At 30.8% G+C, this 26,533-nt stretch carries 15 protein-coding genes; 5 read left to right on the top strand and 10 right to left on the bottom strand.

Translation table 11 applies throughout. The annotated features are described in order from the left end of the window. Nucleotides 1–429: 429 nt before the first annotated feature. The 9 genes from AXE80_RS05955 to AXE80_RS05915 form a co-directional block, all read right to left on the bottom strand. The gene (locus AXE80_RS05955; RefSeq protein WP_068825371.1) at nt 430–2,577 is read right to left on the bottom strand and encodes a beta-xylosidase; all 2,148 of its coding nucleotides are present in this window, start codon (nt 2,575–2,577) and stop codon (nt 430–432) included. Between the two features lie 127 nt (nt 2,578–2,704). Next, nucleotides 2,705–4,426, bottom strand: a complete 1,722-nt coding sequence (locus AXE80_RS05950) for a sulfatase family protein (protein WP_068825369.1) — start codon at nt 4,424–4,426, stop codon at nt 2,705–2,707. Nucleotides 4,427–4,530: 104 nt separating this feature from the next. Continuing rightward, nucleotides 4,531–5,304, bottom strand: a complete 774-nt coding sequence (locus tag AXE80_RS05945) for a hypothetical protein (RefSeq protein WP_068825367.1) — start codon at nt 5,302–5,304, stop codon at nt 4,531–4,533. After that, nucleotides 5,288–6,799 (bottom strand): RagB/SusD family nutrient uptake outer membrane protein, encoded by a 1,512-nt coding sequence (locus tag AXE80_RS05940; RefSeq protein WP_068825364.1) that lies wholly within the window; start codon nt 6,797–6,799, stop codon nt 5,288–5,290. The genes AXE80_RS05945 and AXE80_RS05940 overlap by 17 nt, the downstream gene beginning before the upstream one ends. Nucleotides 6,800–6,830: 31 nt before the next feature. Next, nucleotides 6,831–9,929, bottom strand: coding sequence for a SusC/RagA family TonB-linked outer membrane protein (locus AXE80_RS05935; RefSeq protein WP_068825363.1), 3,099 nt, complete (start codon nt 9,927–9,929; stop codon nt 6,831–6,833). Nucleotides 9,930–10,155: 226 nt separating this feature from the next. Beyond that, a complete protein-coding gene (locus tag AXE80_RS05930) occupies nt 10,156–11,196 on the bottom strand; it encodes a GntR family transcriptional regulator (RefSeq protein WP_068828703.1) in 1,041 nt (346 codons plus the stop codon). 405 nt (nt 11,197–11,601) lie between these two features. Then, entirely contained in the window at nt 11,602–14,601 is a 3,000-nt protein-coding gene (locus AXE80_RS05925) for a glycoside hydrolase family 2 protein (RefSeq protein ID WP_068825361.1), read from the bottom strand. A 363-nt stretch (nt 14,602–14,964) separates the two neighbouring features. After that, a complete protein-coding gene (locus tag AXE80_RS05920; RefSeq protein WP_068825359.1) occupies nt 14,965–19,044 on the bottom strand; it encodes a hybrid sensor histidine kinase/response regulator transcription factor in 4,080 nt (1,359 codons plus the stop codon). A 329-nt stretch (nt 19,045–19,373) separates the two neighbouring features. Then, entirely contained in the window at nt 19,374–22,115 is a 2,742-nt protein-coding gene (locus tag AXE80_RS05915) for an alpha-L-rhamnosidase (protein ID WP_083194594.1), read from the bottom strand. Nucleotides 22,116–23,069: 954 nt separating this feature from the next. On the opposite strand from AXE80_RS05915, the gene AXE80_RS05905 reads away from it, so the two are divergent. The 4 genes from AXE80_RS05905 to AXE80_RS14425 are packed head-to-tail and all read left to right on the top strand — an operon-like array spanning nt 23,070 to nt 24,689. Continuing rightward, nucleotides 23,070–23,828 (top strand): hypothetical protein, encoded by a 759-nt coding sequence (locus AXE80_RS05905; RefSeq protein ID WP_068825357.1) that lies wholly within the window; start codon nt 23,070–23,072, stop codon nt 23,826–23,828. Then, nucleotides 23,828–24,265: a DUF5675 family protein gene (locus AXE80_RS05900; protein WP_068825354.1), complete on the top strand. Its 438-nt coding sequence runs from the start codon at nt 23,828–23,830 to the stop codon at nt 24,263–24,265. The genes AXE80_RS05905 and AXE80_RS05900 overlap by 1 nt, the downstream gene beginning before the upstream one ends. Nucleotides 24,266–24,267: 2 nt before the next feature. Next, complete coding sequence (locus AXE80_RS05895; RefSeq protein WP_068825352.1) at nt 24,268–24,516, top strand: hypothetical protein; 249 nt, start codon at nt 24,268–24,270, stop codon at nt 24,514–24,516. Then, nucleotides 24,516–24,689 carry a hypothetical protein gene (locus AXE80_RS14425; RefSeq protein ID WP_169816815.1) on the top strand — a complete coding sequence of 58 codons (174 nt, stop codon included), beginning with the start codon at nt 24,516–24,518 and terminating at the stop codon, nt 24,687–24,689. Before AXE80_RS05895 ends, AXE80_RS14425 begins: the two co-directional genes overlap by 1 nt. Before the next feature lie 90 nt (nt 24,690–24,779). On the opposite strand, the gene AXE80_RS05890 is transcribed toward AXE80_RS14425, so the two are convergent. After that, the gene (locus AXE80_RS05890; protein ID WP_068825350.1) at nt 24,780–25,199 is read right to left on the bottom strand and encodes a DUF6943 family protein; all 420 of its coding nucleotides are present in this window, start codon (nt 25,197–25,199) and stop codon (nt 24,780–24,782) included. Between the two features lie 467 nt (nt 25,200–25,666). Between AXE80_RS05890 and AXE80_RS05885 the strand changes: the two genes are divergently transcribed. Further along, nucleotides 25,667–26,533 (top strand): SDR family oxidoreductase, encoded by an 867-nt coding sequence (locus AXE80_RS05885; protein ID WP_068825348.1) that lies wholly within the window; start codon nt 25,667–25,669, stop codon nt 26,531–26,533.

The following is a 26,533-nucleotide window of genomic DNA, read 5'->3' as shown; positions in this document are numbered from 1 at the left end:
TAAAAATTCTGACTGTAATATAGTATCTATAAAGAGTTAAAATGTTCCAAAAATGGTATCTAAAAATGTCAAACTTGATGTTTTTGGCAGGTTTACACTATTACAACCCCTTATAAACTCTAGGAATACCTAGTTTTAAACAAAAGACCACTAAGCTTTCATACTCTTTAAAAATATCTACTAAAAAATTAGAAATAGAATAAAAAAACAGATAATACAAAATATAATTTCAATTTAAACACTATAAAAAAGATTGAAGTTTATAGCACTTTAAACCTAAAATATTCTTAAATATTTTCATATTGTAATAACCCCAAATTACTACAATATTGCACTCAAAAAAGTGTGTGTGTAATATCTATTCCCACTTATTATATATAAGTTATAAACAGTCAACTTATAACTTATATATTCACTCTTTATAAATAATTACTGAACTACCCTTAATTTAATTTCTTTTAAATCCTTTTGAAGAGAAGATGCACCAACTGAAATAGTAAAACTACCTGGCTCTACCACTTTATGCATATCTTTATTGTATAATGATAAATTGTCTGAGTTCAACTCAAAAGAAACTGTTTTTGTTTCACCAGGTTCTAAACTAATACGTTTAAACCCTTTTAACATTTTATGATATCTACCTACAGATGCAAAATCATCTCTTACATACATTTGGACAATTTCATCTCCAGAAACATCACCTATATTCATAACATCTACAGATACAGTGGTAGTTCCATCAACAGTAATTTTTTTATTAGCCAATTTCAAATTAGAATATTCAAAAGAAGTATAGCTTAACCCAAAACCAAAAGGAAACAGAGGTGTTTTATCCGAAAATTTATATAAACCTTTCCCAGATCCTACAAAATCAGGACGCTCTAAATATGTTACTGGTATTTGTCCTACAGAACGAGGAAATGATACTGTTAACTTTCCTCCAGGATTATTATCACCAAACAACGTTTCTGCAATTGCCTCTCCTGAATTCATTCCTAAATACCATGTTTCTAATATTGCTGGAATATTTTCTGCTATATAATTTATAGACAAAGGTCTTCCATTAATTAATACTACCACAATAGGTTTTCCAGTTTCATGAATAGCTTTAACCAATTCGTTTTGCACTCCAAACAAATTAACATTATCTCTATCTAACCCCTCTCCACATGTTTGTGTTGAACCCCCTACTGCTAAAATAACAACGTCAGATTTTTTTGCAGCAGCAATTGCTTTAGCAAAACCTTCTTTTGAAGTACTCTTTAACGGTGCTCCTTCTGCATAATTTATTTGAATATCTTTTCCTACTTTATCTTGTATCCCCTCTAAAACTGATGTATAATAAGGTGGAATTCCTGCATAACCTCCTAGCTGAGGATATTTTCCATTTCTTAAACGAACCTCTGCTGCATTAGGACCTATAACAGCAATACTTTTAATTTTTTCTTTATCTAAAGGCAGTAACCCTCCTTCATTTTTTAATAAAGTAATTGCTTTTTTAGCAATTTTTAATGCCACTGCTTGACTTTCTGGTTTACTAACAATTTTGTCTGAATATTTTTTGTCTTTATTTTCAAACAGTCCTAATTGATATTTTGCTTTTAAAATTCTAGAAACACTTTCATCTACATATTTTACCAATTCTGGTGTTTTTGTTAAAGTGTCTAACAATACATGATTTATATAAGCTGAATTATCGGGGCTTTTTCCTATAACCAAATCCATATCAACACCAGCTTTTAATCCCATTACCGCTGCTTCCGTTCTATTTTTTGCTATAAAATGCATCAAGTTTAAACGAGATACATCGTTATTATCAGATACAATAAAACCATTAAACCCTAATTCATCACGAAGAATATCTTTTAACAACCATTCATTCATATGACAAGGGACTCCATTAAAATCCTGATGACCAGGCATAATAGAAGCTACTTTAGCCTCTTTAACAGCTGCTTCAAAAGGCGGTAAAAAAACCTCACGTAATCTACGTTCAGACATATCACTAAACCCTCCATTAATACCACGTCTGTTTTCTGGATATCCTACAAAGTGCTTGGCTGTTGCAATAATGTGATTTTCATCTAAATATTCATCTCCAGTACCTTGTAAACCTTCAATAAAAGCCACTCCCATCCTAGACACTAAATAAGGATCCTCACCATAAGATTCCTCTACACGTCCATAACGTGCATCACCAGAAATTACATCCAAATTAGGCGAATAGCAATGTGTTAAATTTGCTGCTCTTGCTTCTTTTGCTATTTCTGTCGTCATTTCAGTAAGTAAACTCGGTTCCCAAGTACTACCTAACGCTATGGCTTGGGGATACACAGTGGCTCCTTCTAACCACAGCCCGTGTAAACACTCACTATACTTCATCATTGGAATTCCCAAACGCTCATTTGCAGGAGCATCTTGGGTTAACTCCGCTATTTTTTCTTCTAGTGTCATCTTACTTATAAGTGTAGACACCTTATTATTTATTTCCTCATCTTTTGAAGCAACTGAATTAGTTTTGTTTTGACACGCTACCAATAGAAAAACCAATAGTGCTTTAAAGTAAATTTTATACATAGTTAATTAGTTTATTAAGTGTTAAATACTAAACTATATTTTAAATAGTATAAATGTGTCCTGTACTGTATTGATACAAGGCAACTACAATTTAGTATCACTCTTTAGATCTAAATCTTTTTAGCTTTTATAATGATATTTTTTTAGGTAAAGTGTAAGCTCCTGTTCTATTTATTTCATCATAAATGCGAACTTTATAATAATATTCTTTCTTAGGTTTTAACTCTTCTCCTTGATACCTTATTTCTGAATGAACATTACTTTCTATCTTATCACTATTCCAAATATCTCCAATATTATTATCAATATTTTCTTTTGATGAAGAAACTAATATTTGATAGCCTGTTTGTTTTTGTTTAGTACTAGTAACGTCCCAACTAAAATTATTATTCTTAAACATAACATTGCTAGGAGTAAAAGAATATGGATCTTTATACTCTTCAATTAAAGTTTCTAGCTTATTTTTTAATTTAACCACTACTTCTTGATACTTTTCGTTATGTATTAAATTATTAGTTTCTCTAGGGTCTTCTTTTAAATTATATAACTCTTCAATAGATTTATCATCAACATATCTAAAATACTTCCACTCTTTAGTTCTTACACCTTCACTTGGGGCAATGTTTTTAAAATCCCATAAATGCTCAATCAAAATAGTATCTCTTTCTAGATTAGTATTCTCATTATCTATAAATGGTTTTAAACTCTTACCATGCCAAGTTAATGGAGCTTTTACACCTGCAAAGTCTAAAATGGTAGATGGCACATCAATATTCAAAGCCATATCTTCTATGTCTTTGTGTACTTTATTTCTTGGATCGTAAATAATTAATGGAACCTTAATTGAGTTTTCATACATTAACCACTTTCCAGAAATTTGTCTTTCCCCTAAGAAAAAACCATTATCCCCCATCAAAACAATAATGGTATTATCAGCAATTCCTTTCGTTTCTAATTCCTTACGAATTCTCCCAATTTCATTATCAATACCCGCAATCATTCTGTAATAACCTTTTACACTGTGCTGGTATTTTTCAGGAGTATCATCTCTCCAAAACCAACGTAAACGGTTAAAACCATCTTTTACTCTTTGTGGTAATCTATCAAAATATTTATCTTCTGAAATATTGGCATCGGGAATAGTTGTATTCTCTAAGACATGATTGTTTTCTTCTTGCCAATAATACTGTTCTACAGTATTGTCACTTGCGTGAGGAGCACTAAAACTAAGCTGTAAACAGAAAGGCTTATCTGATGGTGCTTTCTTAATAAACTCTAATGCTTTCTCCCCTGTGTATCTTGTTAAGTGAACAGTATCTTTCCCTAAGGTTTTATAATAATAACTAGTGATGTCTTTACGATCATATCGTAAATCATAGTTTTCATATATATTGTATAAAGAATCTAAATGTTTGTATTTTACACCAAATTTCCCATATAAGCCAGTATAATATCCTGCTTCTTTTAACACTTTGGGATATGAGTTTTGCATGTACTCTTCCTTAATATTCCCTGTTGTAAAACTATAATTATGTGTACGCTCTTGTAAACCACTAAAAATACTAGCTCTACTGGCCGCACAAATAGGTGTTGTAGCAATCGTGTTTTTAAAAAACACACCACTTTTTGCAAGCTGATCCATTTCTGGAGTATATGCCAATGGATTCCCTGCATAACCAAGAGCATCCCAACGCTGATCATCTGTTAGAATAAAAATAATATTGGGTTTATTTTGTACTTCTTCTTTTGTTGATTTATTTGCACATCCGATTAGAACAATACCTACAAACCCCATCACTGCCCACTTTATCAAGTGATTACTCCTTTTTTTGAATTTATTTTTTTTCATAACTATTATGAATTGAATGAAAAAAATAGCACTAGTGACACCATTTACATAATATCAATAGCGCTATTTTAGATACTTCTACTATAAAATTTTATTAGTAGTTTTTATAGTTTAAATAATGGCTCGCCAAATTTATAACGCCTTGTCATTTTAGGGTTATTACCTGTATTTAAGATATGTGCTACAGTGTTTCCATTAGAAAAAATATAGTTATGAAAACCTACACTAGAATTAATTTTCCCTAAGTTTCCTGGAGGTAAATCATCAGCAGCGTTTAATTGCATATTATAATTCCAATCTCTACTTATTGTCATCGTTTTATTATTGACATCATTTGATAAAGTATTAAAAGTATAATTCACATCTAGGCTTTTTAAATGACCTGGACCTTGATCTACATAATCTCTTAAAATTAAATGTAATAGTGCTTCTTTAACAATATTTAAATCCACTTTAGGATCAGCAAAAACATCTACAGGATCCTTACCTGCTGTGTTTTTTAAGTTAAACTCTTTACTAAAAAAACCTGGCCCATTATTTGTCCAATTGCCATCTTTCATTAAAAAGTAGGTGTAGTTTTCTGTTTTACTATTATAAATATCTTCTAAACCGGTAAGTCTAATAGCCTCAATCATAAATCCAAATTCATCTTTTGGATTTGTTTGTAACCATTCCCAAGCTGTTGTTGAACCAAAAGTAACTTGTGGAGATACTTCTGGATCAAACTCAAAACGTTCTTGAGGTTCTAAATCACAACTAACAATAGATAAAGCACCAAACAAAAAAAGTAATGCCGAACCTATTCTAAATTTCAATTTTATTGTTTTCATTAATTTATCTCTTCTAGAGTTTAAAATAATATTATTTATATGCTTCATTTTGTTCTAATTTAGGGTTGTTAATTATATTTCTAAACCAAATAGGCCATATAATAGTTTCATCTGTCAATCCGTTTTTCGGCCCCATAATATCTACAGCCTTGTCCGTTCTAACTAAATCCCACCATCTTGTACCTTCCGCTATTAATTCCAATCGTCTTTCATCAAGAATAAAATTCTCAACTTCATCTTTATCTGTAACATTAACAACATCTGGAGTTGTACCAGTGTTTATAAGTGGTAATTCACGAGCAGCTCTTACCTCGTCTACTAAGTCTAATGCTTCCGATTGTCTATTAAGTTGATTTAATGCTTCAGCTTTTAAAAGCAACATATCTGCATAACGGAATAAAATGATATCTGTGTCATCTATACTAGGGCTAATATTAGATTTAGCATATTTTGATATTCTTAAATCTTCTGCTAATTGTCCTGGAGCCGCTATAGATTCATAATAACGATAGTCACCATATCTTTTGGTTTCTTCTCCGCTATCTTCATTTACATCAACTACATGAGGAGGAACTCCTGGGTATTTTGTTACCCAAGCAATTGAGTCTGTAGGGAATTTGCTTTCCCATAAATTAACCACCTCTGGTGCTACCCAATAACTAGGCACTCCTTGGAAAAAAATTGAATATACTCCTGATGCTCTGTTACCATCTTCCTCAAAATCATACCTAAGTGACATAATTAACTCTGGTCCTTCTTCTCCTTCACCAGGGAATCTAGCTTCATCATTTAAAAATAAATTACGCCAATCTTTTCTACTAGTTGTTAAAGAGAACTGCTTACTATCTATCAACTCGTCAATTAAATCATTGGCTTCTTGGTATCTTTTTAAATACATAAATACCTTTGCTTTAAAAGCTAGTAAACTTGTTTTTGAAAATTGAAAACGTGACGATATTTCTGTTAAGTTTTCATCTGCTTTCTCTAAATCAGCCAACACTAAATCTAATACTTCTTGTGCGGTTGCTCTAGGCTTGATAGAATTATCATCATATGTTAATTTAGCTTTTGTAAATAATGGAACTCCTCCCCAAACTCTATAAGCATCAAAATATGCGTAAGCTCTTAATGCATAAGCTTCTCCTAATAGCTGAGTATTAAATTGTGGTATTGATGGGATTTTTTCGATAGCTAAATTGGCTCTAAAAATCATTGCATAAAAATCAGCCCATCTTAAATGCGCCTCATCAGACTGAGGGGTTAAGTTATTATTTATTAAATCTTGAGTAATCGGTTGTGGCTTGTCAGAATCAATATAATTATCTGCTCTAAATTCTCCCCAATAAAACTTTTTGTCTTTATAGGCGTTTTGCATAGCATCATAAATAGCCGCAACTCCAAGTTGTGCATCTTGATTGGTATTCCAAAAAGCTTGATCAGACAATTGACTTTGTGGCTCTACTTCTAAAACACTTTCACAAGAACTAGCAAATCCTAAAGCCAGTACCGAAAACAATGTTAGTATATATCTATTTTTTTTCATCTCTTAAATATTTTAATGATCAGGTTTATTATTAAAACTGAACGTTTAATCCAAAAATAATTTCTGTTTTATTTGGGTAACGTAAGCTATCCCACCCTGGTTGCAACGCATTACCTCTATTTCCTAATTCTGGGTTATATCCCTCGTAATTTGTTAGCATAAACAAATTGTTAATATTTGCACTAAGAGATAATTTATTAATGAAACCTATTTTTTCTAAAGTTTCTTTAGAGAAGTTATAACCAAATTTGATATTTCTTAGTTTAATAAAATCTGCTTGACTCACATAATTAGATTCGAATCCACTCCTGTTATTAGCTCTACTACTATCTAAACTTGGATATTTTGTTACATCACCTTGGTTTACCCATGCACCATCAATACGATCTGGACTTGGAGCATATACTGCATTACTTGCTTTATCTCTTACGTGATCGTAGTTTCTATAAATATCATTTCCAAAATTATAGGTTATTAAAAATGACATCATAAAACCTTTGTACTCAAAACTGTTGTTAAAACCTCCAACAAAATCAGACAATCCATTTCCTATAATTACTCTATCATTTGCAGCATCAATATTTAAATCTCCATTTTGATCCTGAAAAATAATATCACCTCCCTTTAAGACTTTATTCGCAAATTTTAATTGCTCTACAGTACCTGTATAAGCTTGTCCGTTTAAAGTATAGTTTTGAAATTGTTTATTCTCATTAAAATTGGCGGTTAATCTTACTCCATCTGGGGTATATGCATTAGATTCATCATACTGAAAAACTCCTAAGTTTTTAAAACCATACATATTTCCTAAAGATTCTCCTTCTTGAATTAAATACCCTCCAGATTCAAAACCATCATCATCGGCTAAGTCTAAAACTTTGTTTTTATTATATGAAAGGTTAAAACCTGAAGACCATGTAAAGTCTTTTGTTCTAACAGGAGTTCCTGAAATACTAACATCCCAACCTTTATTTTCAACTGAACCAACGTTTGTTTTTATGCTAGAAAAACCTGTTTCTTCTGGAATCGGCACATCATAAAGTAAATCGTTAGTAGTTTTAACATATCTATCAACAGAAATATTTAAACGTCTTTTGAATAATGAAACATCAATACCATAGTTTGCTTGAGCTGTTTCTTCCCATCCCAAATTTTCATTTCCTAATTGTATTGGAGCAAAACCATTTATACTGTTATAAAAATAACCTGGTTCATAAAGTACTACACTTTCAAAATCACCAATACGTTCATTACCTGTAATTGCATAACTAGCTCTTAATTTTAAATCATTTAAGAAATTAAAAGATTTCATAAAGTTTTCTTTAGAAACTCTCCATCCTGCTTGTACTGCTGGGAAATTACCCCATCTTTTATTAGCTCCAAACCTTGATGAACCGTCTCTACGCAAAGATCCTGTAACAAAGTATTTCCCTTTGTAATCATACCCCAATCTACCATATACAGAAGATAATGCATGACTGCTTGCAGTAGTTCCTGTGTTAAGATTATATTCTTTTACGTTGTTAAATGTTGGGATGTAATCATTGTTAAATTCAATAGCATTTAAATCTGATAATTCTATGTTCCATTGTTGGATAGAAAAACCTAATAATCCTTTTATATTATGACCTCCTTTAAAGCTTTTATTATAGTTAAAGAAATTTTCGTTTTGAATATCATAATATGTACGTTGTCTTTCTCTTCCTGTTATTTTACCGTTGTCTATGTTAACAGTAGCTTGAGGTCTAAACTCATTTAATTTTTGATTTCTATAATTAAGTCCTAATGTTGTTTTAAATGATAACGATGGCGTAATTTTAAAATTTACATAATTAAAAATTGAAGATCTAAACTCTCTATCATCATTTACAGCTAGTTCTGCTCTAGCTACAGGATTTGCTCTAGCAAAACGTTCTCTAATATATGAACCGTCAAAATCAATTAGCAATACGTTTGGTTGTCTATATGAAACTTCACGAAAAACAGCTCCCTCGTTAATACCATCTTGAAATTCATACGAACCATTAATTCTAGTTCCTGCTGTGATGAATTTATTTAAATCAAAATCTACTTTTAAATTAGAAGTAATTCTTTTATAACCACTACCAATAATGATTCCTGATTCTTTTAAATAACCTGTATTCCAATAAAACTTAGATTTTTCACCACCACCACTAAAGGCTAAGTTCAATTGATTCTTTACTCCCAATTGTTTAATTGCATCTTGAACATCTACAACTAATTGATTTCTAATCCCTAAAGAATCTAAAACAGTCCCAGAAGCATCTGTACTACCTGTTCTAAGTTTTTCGAACTTATTCCATTGTCTAGTGTTAGATACAGGAACTAAATTATTTAAAAAACTTACAGAGTTTATGTAGTCTACAGTCATTTTTGGAAAGCCTGCTTTACCTTGTTTTGTTGTTACTAATACTACCCCGTTTGCCGCTTTAGAACCATAAATTGCTGCAGAAGCTCCATCTTTTAAGATATCTATATTCTCAATATCAGAAGGGTTGATATTATCAATATCTTCTACTTGCTGACCATCTACAATATATAATGGGGCTGAACCTGCACCAAAGGTTGAAATACCTCTAATTTGGATTTCAGAACCAGAACCTGGACCTCCATCGCTAGTAATTTGAACCCCAGCAACACGTCCTTGCATTCCTTCTAAGGCACTTACTGGTGCTACTTGTAGGATTTCTTCAGACTTTACAGAACCTACAGCTCCAATTACATCTGCTCGTTTAACCTCTCCATAACCAATAATTACAACTTCATCTAATTCTTCGCTGCTCTTACCTAAAACAACGTTAACAGTATTTTTATTCTTAACAGAAACTTCTTGTGTTTCGTATCCTAGGTAAGAAAAAACCAAAACTTGTGCTCCTGGTTTTAATGAAATCATATAATTTCCATCAAAATCACTTATGACACCATTTGTTGTTCCTTTTTGAACAACATTTGCCCCTGGTATTGGTAATCCATCATCAGCCGTAATTGTACCCGACACGGTACTTATTTGTGCTTGGGCAGTAAAACCACAGATCCCTAAAAAGAATAACATTCCAAATAGATAGGTCTTGCTTATCCCACTTCCATGTTTTTTTGATTTTTTTTTCATATTCGGTTAATTAATTTAATTTAAAAATTAGTTTACATTAGAGTTTCCATAACACTGTATACACCATTACTTAACTCTTTTTTTCACAAAAGAATAGTATTATATACAACTTACTATTCTGAACAGTACTGATGATTTTACACACATTGTACTTATTAATTAAACTCTTATTAATATTTGATGTAAAAAATATAATTATCTATAATTTATAACAAATAAAGCCTTATTAAATAGAACATCTATCTATAAATTTAAAAGGTATTTTGATGTTTCCTTTTTCTTTATTAGTAATCATATACGCAGCTAATTCACCCATCATTTTAAAATCTGTTGATATTGAAGCAATGTTTAATAATTCTTTTAAAGGAGTGTCATTATAAGATATAATACCAATATCACTTCCTAAAAGGACTCCCTTATCTTTAATCTGTTTAATTAATTTTACCAAACAATCCTCTTCAATAGTAATAAACAAATCTTTGTTCTTTAATATCATATCATCATGAACTTTTTCTATAATTTCAAAATTTATATGATGATGAACACAAAACTTTCTAAACCCATTTAAGATTCCTTTAGGGTATGGATGTACTGATTTTTCTGGATAGACTAAAACAATTTTGTTATACTTAATAATTTTTTCTATTCCTCTTTTTAAAGCTTCATAAATATCTAATTCAAAATCTTGATAAACATGAATAAACTTTCCATTTATTTGATGATACTGATTATCTAAAACAATCAATTTATCTTTAGGTATTTCATTTAAAACTCTACTTACTTCTTCTGTATAACTTACATGTTCTAGTTTTTCATTTTTAAAATGTGGCATTACTACATAATAGTCATAGGCCATTTTATATTTTTTCATTAGTTCTAGAAACAATGTCTCATCACTATGGTAAAAATGAAGGTCTACATGTGTATTGACTCCCATACTATTTATAAACGATTTATAAATATCCATTTTATACGTGCTCATTTTATTAACTAAAAACAAAACATTGGTTTTAGATATTATTTTGGTTCTGGTAATGTAATTTCCTTTACCATGAATTGAGGTGATAATCTTTCGGTCTTTTAAAACATTATAAGCTCTAGCAACTGTATCTCTAGACAAATAAAATTCTTCGCTCATAGAATTTATAGATGGGATTTTATCTCCTGCTGTAATATTCCCTACAGATATATTATAAATAATAGAATCTATTATTTGCAGATATTTTGGCACTCTTGAACTTTCGTCAAAATTGATATAATTTAACATGGTAGCTTCACACATAGTATATTATTTTAAAAGTTAAAAGATTATTAAGACTTTATATACTCACAAATTTAGATACGCATAGGGAACCAAAAGTCTAAAACAGGGTAACCAATTATCCAAAACCCCTTTAAAACCTATATATATTTAACAATACTACTCAAAAAAAGAATATTTGATAGTATTTTACATATAACTTTAAATTATTATCAACACACTATATTAAGACCTATTCAATTCCTCCATTTACAAAAAAACAACCACACTTAAACCTTGAATATTTATTAAATCTAGAAACTTAACAAAAGAAAAAACCTCAAATGCTTAAATAAGACACTTGAGGTTAAATAAAAATATTACACAGAATACAAACTTTTGTATTTACATATTTTAAATCTTAATTTATTATTAATGTTTTTTACCAATCACAAAATACATACGACATTCTTCAGGTGTATCACCATCACTATTTCCAGCCATAATAATACTTTCTCCTGCTCTAGCAGTACGTTTAAAAAGCGACATTTTAACTCCTCCTAAATCAATATCATCTCCTGTATCATTATAATCTTTAAGCAAGAATTCTGGTCTTGCTACACGATCATCATGACCTACGTAAATATCCATATCTACTCCAGCAATAAACTGTAATAAATCTCTTGCCCAATATCTTTTATCGGCATCAGGAGTCCTGATATATTCTGCACCTCTTAAATAACCAGGAATTACTGTATAATTATACTCAAGGTCAGTATAAGTTTTTTTACCCCAATCCAAGGTTGTTCTTAACATAGCTTTGGCATCACCTGTATAACTAAACTTAGAAAACAATTTGCTTGTATTTTGTTTTTCTGGGCTGTAAGCTGGCATATCAGGAACGTGAGCAGGTAAAGGTTCTGCTTTTCCTAAAGGCTCATTATACACCTGAGGCATTTCTCTTGTCAATCCATTCTTAAGTATTATTGGGGAAGAAATTATTTTTACAGTAGCATCTTTTAAACCCTTTCTTTTAGCCGTAATAGTAACTGTTCCTGCTTTTAACAAAGATTTAATTGCTACACGATTTATTCCTGCTTCTGTATCTAAATAAAGATTGTTAGTGCTATTTGCTTTTCCACTATTATAACCTCCTCTCCAAATTCCTGGTCCAGAAATGGTAAAATCTACACGACTAGCATCTAACACACATCTATTTCCTTCTTTATCAACCACCTCAAAATCTATTAACGCTATGTCAGAACCATCGGCTCTCCATCCTCTTGGTCCTGTTATAGGTGTTAACTTAATTGCTACAGGTTTTCCTACCGTACTTTTTGTTTGAGAAGTACGTAGTTTACCATCAATATATCCTTCTACTTTTATATTTCCTGCTTGCCATTCAACATCAGCAAACTTATACACATATCCATTTTCAGGCTCCTTATCAGTTCCTATTAATTTTCCGTTTACATATAATTTTACCTCTGCACAATTAGAAATTACGTACATATCTTTTTTAGTACCTTCATTATAGTTCCAATGTCCTATTACATGAACTTGAGGTTCTGGTCTCCACATAGCTTTTAAAGCATAAAAAGCTTCTTTAGGGAGACGTACTGCATCTACTTCTCCACTAGCTCTAGTTACTTCAGTTGGGCAACGACCTCCGTGTGTTCCATCAGAAAAAATCCAATTGGCACCTCCACTATGATATACTTTTTTACCCATTTTATTCCACCAATGGTCTGCTTGTCTTACTGCAAATGTTTCTGAACCGAACTTATAAGTGTTTTTGCTTAAATTAGGATTGTTATAAAAATTATCATCTGGAGAATATTTATCCCATATACGTCTAGGGGCTTCATCTCTACAGTATTCACTTTCTATAATTGGTAAATCTGCATACTCTCTTTGCCAACCTTCAGTACCAATTTCTATAGACACATAACCTTCTGAATCATTTTTAACATCAGCTCGTCTATTCCCCATTAACCTTTTTCCATTAGGGTCATAAGTATTAATTACTTCTAAAATTTCTTTATAATGTGCTTCAGTTTCTGCCCAGTTACCACCTTCCCAAATAAAAATTGAGGGATGATTACGATAGTATACAATCATATCTCTAAAAGCCTTGATTCTAATATCCCATGTTTCTCCTTCATCTTGTGATTCTCCTGAGACACCTGGCATTAAAGTTACAAAACCGTATTTATCACCCATATCAATTTCAGATGGAGCAGCAGCACAATGTCCCCAACGAATAAAATTTCCTCCAGCTTCATCCATCATTCTATACGTAAAATCTCTTAACCAGTCTGGCAATGCAGCTCCTAGTCCAGCCCAAGCATTAGTAGGTTTTTGTCCCCATCCGTGCAATTTGGCATATTCTCCATTGTTCCAAAATCCAGAATCTTTGTTAAATTCAAAACTGCGAATTCCTAAAGGAGACTCATATGAATCTAAAATGTTATTCCCTTCTTTTATCTGCGTAACCACCTTATACATATATGGGTGACGAGTATACCAAAGATTTGGATTTGTGATACTTGCTGTTGCTGTAACAATTGATTTTTCGCCAGCAGCAACTGTCTTTTCAGTATTCATTGTTTGAACAATTTTTCCATTAGCATCTATAATACTTGAAACTAATGTTACCTTTTTTGCTTTAGAATATTCATTCTGAATTTCTGTCTTAATAGTTACATCAGCATTTTTATGACTAATATTTTCTGCATACACATAAGTACCAACTGTTTTTAAATTATCGTACAGAGGTAAAGTTATGTGAAGTTGATCCATGGTATGTAAAAAAACATTTCTATAAATACCTCCATGAGTTGGATGCCAATGTTCGTGGTTCCAAACTAAAGGATCATTATCTCTAAAATTATCGCTCTTTCTATCGTTATTTACCTTTACAGCAATTATGTTTTCTTGATTTTCTCCAAATTTTAAATAAGGGGTTAAATCATAACCAAAAGGAATAAAACCTGTTTGATTTTGACCTAAATAATGACCATTAATATAAACATCAGCTATTTGGCGAACGGATTCAAATTCTATAAATACTTTTTTATGACTATCTGTACTTGGTAATTTAAAATGTTTGCGATACCAAACAGTACCACGCCATTGATTTTTTTCACCATTATGATGACCTAAACTTAAATTATCAAAAGTATCTACATCATTAAACGTGTGTGGACAACTTACACTACTCCATGACTCATCATTAAAACTAGGGTTTTGAGCATTTTCTGGATTGTCTTTAATAAATTTCCAATCTGGATTGAAATTATATTTAACTCTATTTTTTTTAGGTAAATTTTCTACATTTTTATTCTGGCTACCACATGAAGCAAATACTAATCCTGTAAGAACTAACAGGACATATGTATACTTAAAATTGTGTAAAAAGGATTTAATCATAATTTTTTAATGAATTCGTTATTAAAATAACTTTATTATTATACTGGAATACTTTTACATATAACAAAACAGAGTTTATCTTGTTTTGTTTGAATATGCTAAATTATTGATTTGTAAAAAAAAAGTGTACTGTACTGTGTTGCAATCCCATACAACCACAGGTTTTGCGTGCTATTAATCTAATTGTTTAACAAAAAAATATTAATAAGCTACTACATAGAATTATAACTCCTATAAGTAAATATTGTAAAAATAAAACTCTGGTTCTGTTTAGTTTCATATCACAAATATAGAAACGAAAAAGAAACTAAAAATCCTAAAAATGTGTATTAATAATCTAAATTATTAATGTTAAGACATACCCTAAGCTTCTGTATCGTCTATAAACTTATCTACATATTGAGTAGGCGTTAATCCATATTTTTTTTGAAAGCATTTGGTAAAATACTTTGGTCTACGGAAACCTACTTTGTACCCTACCTGAGATACGTTTATTTTCTTTTGCTCTAATAATTGTGCAGCACGTTTTAATCTAATTTCTCTGATAAATTCATTAGGCGTAAAGTTTGTCCACGCTTTAATTTTAGTAAACAGTATAGACCTACTTACTCCTAATTCTGAATGAAATTGAGGAATATCAAAATCTTCATTTGCAATATTATCTTCAACTATTTTAAAAGCCTTTTTTAGTAACTCCTCATCTAAAGATGTCACTGCAATTTCACTTGGCACAAAAACCTCTTCACTGGTAAATTTATTTTTTAAACGCTGTTTAGATTCTAATAGGTTTTTAATTCTTAATTTAAATTCTTTTAGATTAAAAGGTTTACTTATATAATCATCTGCCCCACTCTCTAAACCTTCAAACTTATAAATTAACGATGTCCTAGAGGTTAACAGTATTACTGGAATATGACTTGTTTTAAGATTATCTTTTATTCTTGAACACAATTCTGTTCCTACAATCTCTGGCATAATAACATCACTTACAATTAAATCTGGCAAATATTTTTTTGCTTTCTTTAAAGCTACTTTACCGTTTTCTGCTTGTAAAATATTGTATTCTTTTTTAAGAATTTCTTTCATAAAAGAACGCAAAGACTTATTATCTTCTACCAATAAAATAGTATGTTTTTTTTCTTCTGAAATTAAATCTGTTACATCTTCTTCTAACTGAAGATCTGTAGTTTCAAGTTGAGAAACATATTGAGTAAGATCATCACTCTTTTTAAAATCTGTTAAAATTTCATGATCTGAAAGATGTGTATTACCTAAAGGCAATGCAACACTAAAAACAACACCACCACTTTCTTTATTTTGAACTTTAATACTTCCTTTATGTAATTTTACAATATTATTAGCTATTGAAAGCCCTATTCCTGTTCCCTTATTATAATTTTGTTCTGGTTTATTGTGAATTGGTATTTCAAAAAAACGATCAAAAATCTTTTCAATATACTCATCAGAAATACCGACTCCTGTATCATCTACCTCTATAACAATCTCTTTTTCTTGTTTCTTAATGTTTACGTTTATGGTGCCTCCTTTAGGTGAATATCTAAAAGCATTAGATATTAAATTATAAAAAACTCGTTCTAATTTATATCTATCATAGTAAACCAATATTATTTCTTCAGTGCTGTTAAAACTATATTCATAGTCACCATCCTTAGCATATTCTGTAAAAGACAAAAATATTTCGTGCAAAAATTTTACAATGTTACCTTCTGCAGCCTCTAACTTAAATTGATTATTTTCTAACTTTCTAAAATCCATCAATCTATTAATCAATCGTAATAAATGATTGGCACTACTTTCTATAACCAACAACTTTTTATACATTACATTGGTTCCATTATATCCTGTTAAAATTTGTTGTAAAGGCCCTAATATTAACGTTAATGGGGTTCTAAACTCATGAGATATATTGGTAAAAAACTCTAGTTTTGCATTATTTAACTCTTTAGTTCTTTCATTTTCCATATGCTCCATATCTAATTCATGCTTTAACTGGGCTTTTGAATTCATAATCCAAAACAAACCACATAGAGATAAAACAATAAAAAGAACATATAATGATAAAGCCCACCAACTTCTCCAAGGAGCTGGTTTAACTACAATTTTTAATGAAGTTGGTTGATGGTTCCAAACACCATCATTATTCGCTGATTTTACTTCAAAAAAGTAAGTTCCTGGGCTTTGAAGTGTATAAAAAGCCTCTGTATTATTTGTATAAACCCATGATTCATCAAGACCTTTTAAACGGTAGGCATATTGATTACTTTCCGGGTTTATAAAATTAGGAAGTGCATATTTAATGGAAAAGTTAGAGTTTTCATGGGTTAAAGTAATTTCTTTAGTAAAGGAGATGTTTTTAGATAAAATCTTATTCTCATCGTCTATTTTAACCGATTGGTTTTTAATTTTTAAATCAGATAATATAACAGGTGGCACATAATTGTTTTTAAATATTTTTTTGGTATTAAACGAAGTGACTCCTTCTAATCCGCCAAAATAAAACTGAAAATCTCCTGTTTTTAATCCTGAATTTGGACTAAATTCATTAGCATTGGCTACATTTTTCTGATTGTATATTATAGCTTTTTTTTCTGTTGAATTATAAACTACAATTCCTTTGTCACAACTAATCCACAAATCATTATTTTTATCTTCCAAAATGGTGTAAATAGTCGTTACAGGATTTTCTTTATCAATAACTACTTTCTCAAAATCCTTTCCATTAAACTTATACAGCCCTTTGGTATTAGTACCTACCCAAATATTATGGTTAGCATCTTCATAAATAGTTTTAATATTATCCCCTGAGGCAGCATCTTTAAAATAACTTGTTACTGTATAGTCATCATCATCATTAAAAATTAATCTATTTAAACCTCCTAAGCCTCCTGCCCAAACACGATTTTTACTATCTATTAATACAGTTTTTATAATGTTTGTAGAAAGATGAGGTTCATTTCCAATCGAAAGTCCATGTACTTTAAACTCTTTTGTTTTAATATTATATTTTACTAATCCTTTACCAAAAGTTCCAAACCAAAAAACATCTTTAGCACTTCTTTTTATTACATAGACTCCTGTATTTTGTAAATACTCGTTTAATTCATCAGAAATTACATTTGGAATCTTTTTTTTAGTATCTACATCATAAACAAAGACTCCGTAATTCAATACACCAATCCACAACAAATTTGGAGGAGATAAAAGTAATGTTTGTACTGGGTAAAACGGTATTCCATCATTTCCAGAAACAGTTAACACCTCAGTGCCTTTTTTATCAGGGTTCCAAATAGTTACATTACCCCCTTCTGTACCAAAATAAATATTTGATTTATCATCATTAACAATACTGGTCACTACATTATTGTCGTATTCGTAATTTTTTAAATTGATAAAATTCTCATTGGTTTTGTTCCATATATTAACTCCTCCACTATAAGTCCCCAACCATATAGACTCATTATTATCTTTAAAAATACATTTGATAAAATTCTGACTAAGTCCTCCAACTTTTTTTTTGTTGTTTTGAACATCAATTACCTTTTTTGATTGGGTAATTATTTTTATACCATGTGCTGTTCCTAACCATATATCATCATCGTCAGACATTTGCAACACACGAATATCCAAAGTATTAGAAATTTCTGGATATTTATCAGTTATATATTTTTCTTTAATGGAATTAAACAATACAAATCCATTATATTTAGTTGCCAAACCAAGTGTTTTCTCATCAATCTGAATTACATCTTGAACAAACAATGCTTGAGAATCTTTTTTCCACTGAAACTGTTTAAAAACAAACTGACTTCCTTTTCTGTTAATCACCTTGGCAAAACCTGCAGAGGTTGCAATCCAAATATGATTATTAATATCTAAAAAAATACGTTGAATATTTTTAAAAGGAATTCCCCCTTCATAGTCTTTTAAATAAGGAATGTTTGTAAAATCATCTGTAACTTTACTATAGATAGATATTCCATTGGCAGTACCAAACCAAATTTCGCCATTTGGCATTTCTTTACTACAAATAACTACGTTATTACATAATGAATTGATATCATCCGTGTGTAAATAATTCTTAAAAGTATTTTTTACAGGATCATACCTGTTTAATCCATTATAAGTACCTACCCAAATGTACCCTTCGCGATCTTCTAATATAGAAAGAATATCACTATTACTTATACTAGTGGAGTCATTAGGATTGTTTCTATAGACAACAAATTCATTCCCATTATATTTATTCAGTCCATTACGAGTACCTAACCATATTTGTCCCTGTCTATCTTGCTCAATAGCAATAACAGAACTATTAGATAACCCATTAGCAGTAGATAAATGTTTAAAGTGAAAATCGTTTTCTTGACCATTCACAACAAATGGTAATAAAAGGAAAAAAAGAATATAAAAAATACGATTCATAAACACGGATGTTTCTTTTATTATATTAATACAACTACTGTTAGGCCAAGAAAAAGCAATTATAAAACTTTATTAGTTATATTTAAAATTATCTATTACTTGATATTATTATTTCTACACATTAAAATTACTTAACTCTTTCAACCATGGTAAAATAAAATTTTACAAAAAACAAAAAAATAGATTTTACATCTAAAAAAACAACCAAAACCAGATAATAAACATATTTATAAATTTCTTTAAACCAGTATAAAATGTATTATAAAAATAACCCATAAACACATTTTGTTACACATGTTTATGGGTTAAATTTAATATTTACACTCTATTTAATTCTTAATAGAATAACTTAAAACATAAGTTCCTGATCCCAAACCAACTGAAGTATTTCCGTTTTTTTGATTGATAAGTTTAACTCCTTTAATGGTTTTTCCTTTTTGATTTTGGATATTTACTTTTTGTGAATTTACTTTTGGTAAAATAACTGTACCAGTAGTATTTGCTGGAATACTAATATTATAAATAAACTTTCCTTTATCTATTTTCCAACTAGATTTTATTTCTCCATAAAGAGATTTTAATTCTGCTTTGGCATGAGTTAATCCTCCACCGGGATGAGGGTTAAAAATTATATTCTTGTATCCTGGATTTTTAGCATCTATACTTATTCCTCCAATATAATTGTACATCCACTCCCCAATAGCACCATAAGCGTAATGATTAAAGCTATTCATTCCATCAATAATAGTTCCATCCGGTTTTTGGGTATCCCAGCGTTCCCAAATAGTTGTTGCTCCTTGTGTAACTGGGTATAACCATGATGGATATTCTTTTCTATTTAACAACATAAAAGCTAAATCATCTCTACCTATTTTAGATAAAGTAGAACATAGCAAAGGGGTTCCTAAAAAACCTGTAGTTAAGTGTCCAAACTTTTTTACATCGGCTGCAAAATAATTTGCTGATTTTTGAATTAAATGTTCTGGAACCAAATCAAATGACAAGGCTAGTGCATAAGCGGTTTGCGTATGTGACATTAGTCTACCATTAGGCGTAATATATTCATGTACAAAAGCCTCTTTTACCTTTTCAGCAAGATTCTTGTATTTTTTAGCATCTTCTTTTTTTCCTAATACTTCTGCTATTTGAGCAAATAATGTTGTTGAATATTTAAAATAAGCCGTAGCAATTAAATCTTTTTCGGTTACAGAACCTGCGTAATCTGGTTTATCGGAATGGTAAGCTAGCCAATCTCCCCAATGCCATCTGTTTTGATTCCATAAATAATCATCACCTGCATTCTTTTTCATATAATCTATCCAAGCTTTCATACTTGCATATTGTTGTTCTAAAATTCTAGTATCTCCATAGGTTTGATATACTGTCCATGGTACAATTACAGCTGCATCTCCCCAACCTGTAGTTCCCCCTAATTTATTATTCCACATATCAGGAATAATGTTAGGAACCTCTCCATTAGGTTGTTGATCTAAAGCTAAATCTTTTAACCATTTTGTATAAAACGAAGCTACATCAAAATTAAAACCTGCTGTCATGCTAAAAACTTGAGTATCTCCTGTCCAACCAACACGTTCATCTCTTTGTGGACAATCTGTAGGAATATCTAAAAAGTTATCTCTTTGTCCCCATTGAATATTATTTTGTAGCTGATTGATTAATGGATCTGAAGTAGTAAACGTTCCTGTTTCTTTCATGTCAGAATGAATCACCATTCCTGTAATATCATCCGCAACAGGAGTGGCTCCTTCTACTTTTATAAAACGAAAACCGTGAAATGTAAAATGAGGCTGAAAAACTTCAATTCCATTCCCTTTTAATATAAAACGATCTGTAGCTTCTGCAGCCCTTAAGTTTTTAGTAAAAAAGTTTCCTTCTTTATCTAAAACTTCTGCAAATTTTAACGTAACCGTATCTCCCTTTTTTCCTTGAACTTTTATATTTGCCCAACCAACAATATTTTGACCTAAATCAAAAACCAATTCTCCTTTTGGAGTTTTAATGGTTTTAATTGGTTTTATTTTTTGAGTAATTTTTACAGGTAACCCGTTTGAAGCTACCAAAATATCTTTTGAGTGATTTAAAACTTTGGTGTCTTTCCATTTAGTTTCATCAAAATTAGGATGAGACCAACCTGCCATTTCTAATCGAGCATCATAAGTTTCTCCATTATAAATATCAGATTTTTGAATTGGTCCATAACTTGATTTCCAAGAATTGTTAGTCGTAATTATTTCACTTGTTCCATCTGTATAAGTTATTTTTAACTGTGCAAACAATGCCAAAGTATCACCATAATAACTACGTAATCCATCCCAACCTAAATAACCACGATACCAACCATCTCCTACAATAGCCCCTATTGCGTTGTTTTTTTGTAACATTGAAGTTACATCATATGTTTGGTATTGAATTCTTTTTTTATAGCTCGTAAATCCGGGAGTAAATTCCTGATTCCCTACTTTTTTTCCGTTGATAAATAAATTATACAAACCTAAAGAAGTTACATACACTCTTGCTGAACTTACTTTTTTAGATACTGAAAATTCTTTTCTATAATATTGACTTGGCAAAGATGTGTTTGATTTTTTTTCACCTTTCATTGTTATCCAGTCTGATTGCCAAAGTTCTTTTTTTAAGATTCCCATTTCCCAAAAAGCTGGAGTGCTCCATGCACTTACTTTGTTATCTTGGTTCCAAACACGCACTTGCCAATACATACGTTCTGACGATTGTAAAACACGTCCTTTATAAGGGACATTAATAGATTGGCTAGAGCTAACTTTTCCAGAAGACCAAACTAAACTTTCTTTATTCTTTAAATCTTTTTCAGAAGCAGCTACACGAATTTCATAAGCCGTTTGCATTACATTATTTCCCTTAGAAACCAATTGCCAACTAAAACGGGGACGCTCCACATCTATACCTATTGGATTGGTATGGTATTCTGTAACAAGTTTGTTTACTTCTATTTTTTGTGAAAAAGTTGAAAACGAAAAACAAACTGTAATTAAAAGTAAATAAAGAGGAAATCTGTTTTGAAAGCTTTTCATGTATATTTATTTTGTGAAAAATAAATATATCTCAACTATTTTAGAAAACTGTTCTGTTCTCTACTGATGTAAAAGCGACACAGTCTTTTCAAGGCTCACCAATATTTTTGCCTAAAACACAACTTTTAGGTATGACCCCTCATTATCACAGGCAATCTTTAAAATATGATCATAAAAAAACCTTCAAGTAAAACTTGAAGGTTTTTAGCGGAGAAAGAGGGATTTGTATTCCTCTTTATTATGCTAGTGTTTTCAAGGGTTACGCTGTAATATGTTTCGATAGGTCATTAAATAGGTCACTATCAAATATGCATAAAGAACATTAAATTGTATGTGTAAATATAACAATAAACCACTGAAAACACAAGAGTTAAGTCCAAATACTGAACTACTTAATGAACTTGTTTTTAATAATTAAAAAGAGGCTGTTTAAGAGGTTTAACTCTTAAACGGTTATCCAATTATCAAAGGATTAACTTCTTCAAATTTAAGCCCTGTATATTGGCAAAATTCATCAACAGAAATGAATTGATGATCTTGTTTGTTTAGGTGCTTTTTGATGTCAATTAAAAGTAATCGTGAATAACGATAACTTTTACCCGTAATTCTTTGAACGTCTTTTGGATATATACATACTCTCTTTTGTTCAAATTTCATATACTATCTATACTTTAAACTCAGCTTTGTTATAGTTTATTTGGGTATGTCATACAAACGAAATAACAGCCTTTTCAAAGTTATTTAATATCATTTATCCATTGGTCAGTAAAAATAGGTAAAAAAGAACTTATTAGGCTATAATAGCTCTGTGAGGTAGTAGTTACTTGTGTTTATCAATTTTAAATGAAAGATTTGTTTCTGTAAATCGGTTTTTGATGCATCGTGATTTGATTTATGCGGTTTGAAAGAGTGTACCTGAACATTCTAAATGTATAATCAAAAAAATGAAAAATTATGGCAAGACAAAAAGGCATAATTAAACTAAAAGGTACTATTGGAGATATTACCTTTTACAAAACCAAAGATGGACATTTGGCTCGTGAAAAAGGCGGTATTGATGCAAAAAGAATTGCAACAGATCCGGCTTTTCAAAGAACACGTGAAAATGGTTCTGAATTTGGTAGAGCGGGTAAAGCAGGTAAAGTGTTACGAACTGCTTTGAGATTGCTTTTATTGAATGCTTCTGATGGTAGAATGGTTAGTAGATTGACACAAACTATGGTGAAAGTCATTCAAGCAGATAGTACTAGCGAACGTGGATTGCGTAACGTAATTGATGGTGAAACAGAATTGCTGTTAGGATTTGAATTTAATATTAGAGGTAAACTTGGCACCAGTTTATTTGCACCTTTTACGGGTACAATTGATCGTGTTGCAGGAACTTTGGATATTGAGATTCCTTCTTTTATTCCATCAAATATGATTGCAGCACCCAGTGGTACAACACACTTTAAAGTGATATCCGGAGGTGCTGAAGTTGATTTTCAAGAAGAAACTTCTATTGTAGAGACTTCTGAAACGGCAATTTTACCATGGGATACAACGGCCACTGCTGTTATTAATTTAAGCAATGCCGTAACGGCAAATAGTACACATCCTTTGTTTTTAGCATTGGGTATTGAATTTTTTCAAGAGGTTAACGGACAAATGTATTCTCTTAAAAATGGGACATACAATCCTTTATCTATTGTAAAAGTTGATAGCGGTGTATAATGTTGTTGGTACTGTATAGAACTTATTTTCCTAATGGAACACAAGGAACACTCCAATTTAACGGTAAAACTATTTGCCAAACTATTGAGTTGCCTTGGTTAGAGAATCAACGTTGTGTTTCTTGTATTCCAGAGGGGATATATATTTTGCAGAAGCGTTATAGCAAACGATTTAAAAAGCATCTTCAAATTAAAAATGTTCCAGGACGAAATTTGATATTAATCCATCCTGCGAATGATGCTCAAAAAGAATTAAAAGGTTGTATTGCTCCTGTAACAAATCACATAGGAATTGGTCAAGGTAATTCCTCAAGAAAAGCACTCAAGAAATTAACTGATTTGGTTTTTCCCTTATTAGATAAAAATATACAAGTGGAATTGAGAATTATCTCAACCAACCTCAATCACAAAAAAGAAGTTGAACTTAAAAACATATAACTATGAATGTAACAAAACGAGCAAATGCACCAACGCCTAAGTTTTTTAAAATTTTAAGAACCGTAGGTTTGTCATTGCTAGCCATAAGCGGAAGTATTATTGCTGCTCCTATTGCTTTGCCTGCAACAGTTGTAACTATTGCAGGATATGTGGCTGTTGCTGGTGGTGTTTTATCTGCTGTAAGTCAAGTAACTGTTGATGATGAAGCTCTAAAAGAAATCAACTCAGCAAATGAAATAAATTCTGAGTAATGAAAACAAATATTTCTCTTAAAATAGGAACTGCCTCAGGAACATTGTTGAGTATCAGTCCCTCTATTTTTTCTGAAGATATTGTCAAAACGGTTCTTCTGGCTATTGTTGGAGCCACTGTCAGTTTTGCCGTTTCTTATTTTTTAAAATGGCTTACAAAGTCTAAAAAATAGACTCCACAATAAATTAAACATCGTGTTCGGTTTTAGTGTGGTAACTTCTCCGAACGCTAAAGGTTCAGTCATATCGATTGAACCTTTTTTTTATCTTTCCAGTTTACAGGACCTTAATAAGGATATTTTTAGCTCTTGAATGGTTTTTAATTTATTTTGAAAACCTTTTTCTAGTACTTCTATTTTTTTTATTGCTTCTATTTTTGTTTGAACTTCTTCTTGTTGTAGATGTATATGATTTTTTATCAATAAATTTTTGACATCATGTATGCCTATAAAAGGAATGACAGAACCTTTTAAATAATAATTATAACATTTGGATTCTAACAACATCAATGACAGTTGAAACAAAGCTTCTTTTTGTTCAATTGTTTCAGTTGAAACAACAAATGAGTTTCTTATTGGGGTTCTACATGGTTTTCCACTATTTAACCCTTTGTTTAAGATGTAGAAATGCGGTTTTGAGTACGTTTGTCCGTGTTTGTGGGTTTTGATTTGAAAAGTTAGCATAGTTATCCAATTAAAAAATTAAGATTTTCTATGCTCCGCTACGCTTCGCGCAATAAAATTTTAAAAGAAAAACAGAAAAAAGAAAGCCCATTATTAAGGAAACGAGGCTATGCTGTCAAGGTTTTTGGAAAAAATACTACTGCTTAATTTGTTCATCATATTAAACAGAAAGGATATTTACTGGATTGTAAAAAAATGTTAAAACCAGTTGAGTTTTGCAGTGGAGATTTTTTTCAAAACCCGTAGGGCTTGACCTTTATAGCATAAAAGCATTGGACGAAGGGAGTGCCTAGCATTGCATTCTTTTTTTTGTTTTTATCTTATCTCCTTTCCATTTCTTTTTGAAAGCATACTGTTAATCCACAAACTTTAGTGATTAATCCGATTTGGTTGATACAAAGATAGATTTGACTACATAACTATCACTTATCTATTTCACCTTTGTACCATACTTATAAAATTGGAAAATGAAACAAATATTAGTTACTGGTGCAACTGGAGAATTAGGCACTACAGTTATAGAAACTTTACTTAAAACAATGAAAGCCGAAAATATTTCGGTTCTTACAAGAAAGGAAGAAAGTAAAACCGAATTCGAACAAAAAGGATTAAAAGCTTTTATTGGTCAATATAGCGATGTTGAATCCCTTGAAAAAGCAATAGAGAACGTAGATACCGTTTTACTTATTTCTTCGGGAGACCAAGGCGATAGAATGCAAGAACATAAAAACGTTATTGATACTGCAAAAAAGAAAGGCGTTAAAAACATTGCTTACACAAGTCGTTCTTTAAAAGACAAAAACACATTAGTAAATAAACTAATGACGGAACATTTCTTAACTGAAGATTATATTAAAGAAAGCGGATTGAAATATATCATTTTCAGAAATGCGCTATATATGGATGTATTACCACTTTTTGTTGGCAAACACGTTTTTGAGAAAGGCATATTACAACCTGCTGGAAATGGAAAAGTTGCCTATGTTTTAAAAGCTGAACAAGCTGAGGCAATAGCTAATGTTTTAATGAACGAAAATTTCGAAAACCAAACCTTAAATTTTACAGGTTCTGATGCGTATTCTTTTTATGATGTTGCAACTGTACTAACAGAACTTTCTGGTAAACAAGTCGCTTACAAATCTGTAGAGGTTGAGTCCTTCAAAAAAATAATGCTGGACAATGGAGTTCCTGAACCCATGGTCAAAAAAATAGTTGCTTTTAATCTTGATATTAAAAACGGACAGGAAGCAACAGTTACAAATGAATTGCAACATTATCTGGGACGTAAACCAACAAATCTAAAAGAAGGTTTAAAAATAGTATTCAATTTATAA

Source organism: Wenyingzhuangia fucanilytica, assembly GCF_001697185.1.
In the GTDB taxonomy this organism is placed as follows: domain Bacteria; phylum Bacteroidota; class Bacteroidia; order Flavobacteriales; family Flavobacteriaceae; genus Wenyingzhuangia; species Wenyingzhuangia fucanilytica.
The sequence above is the reverse complement of the archived record's forward strand: the minus strand, read 5'-3'. Positions and strand labels throughout refer to the sequence as shown.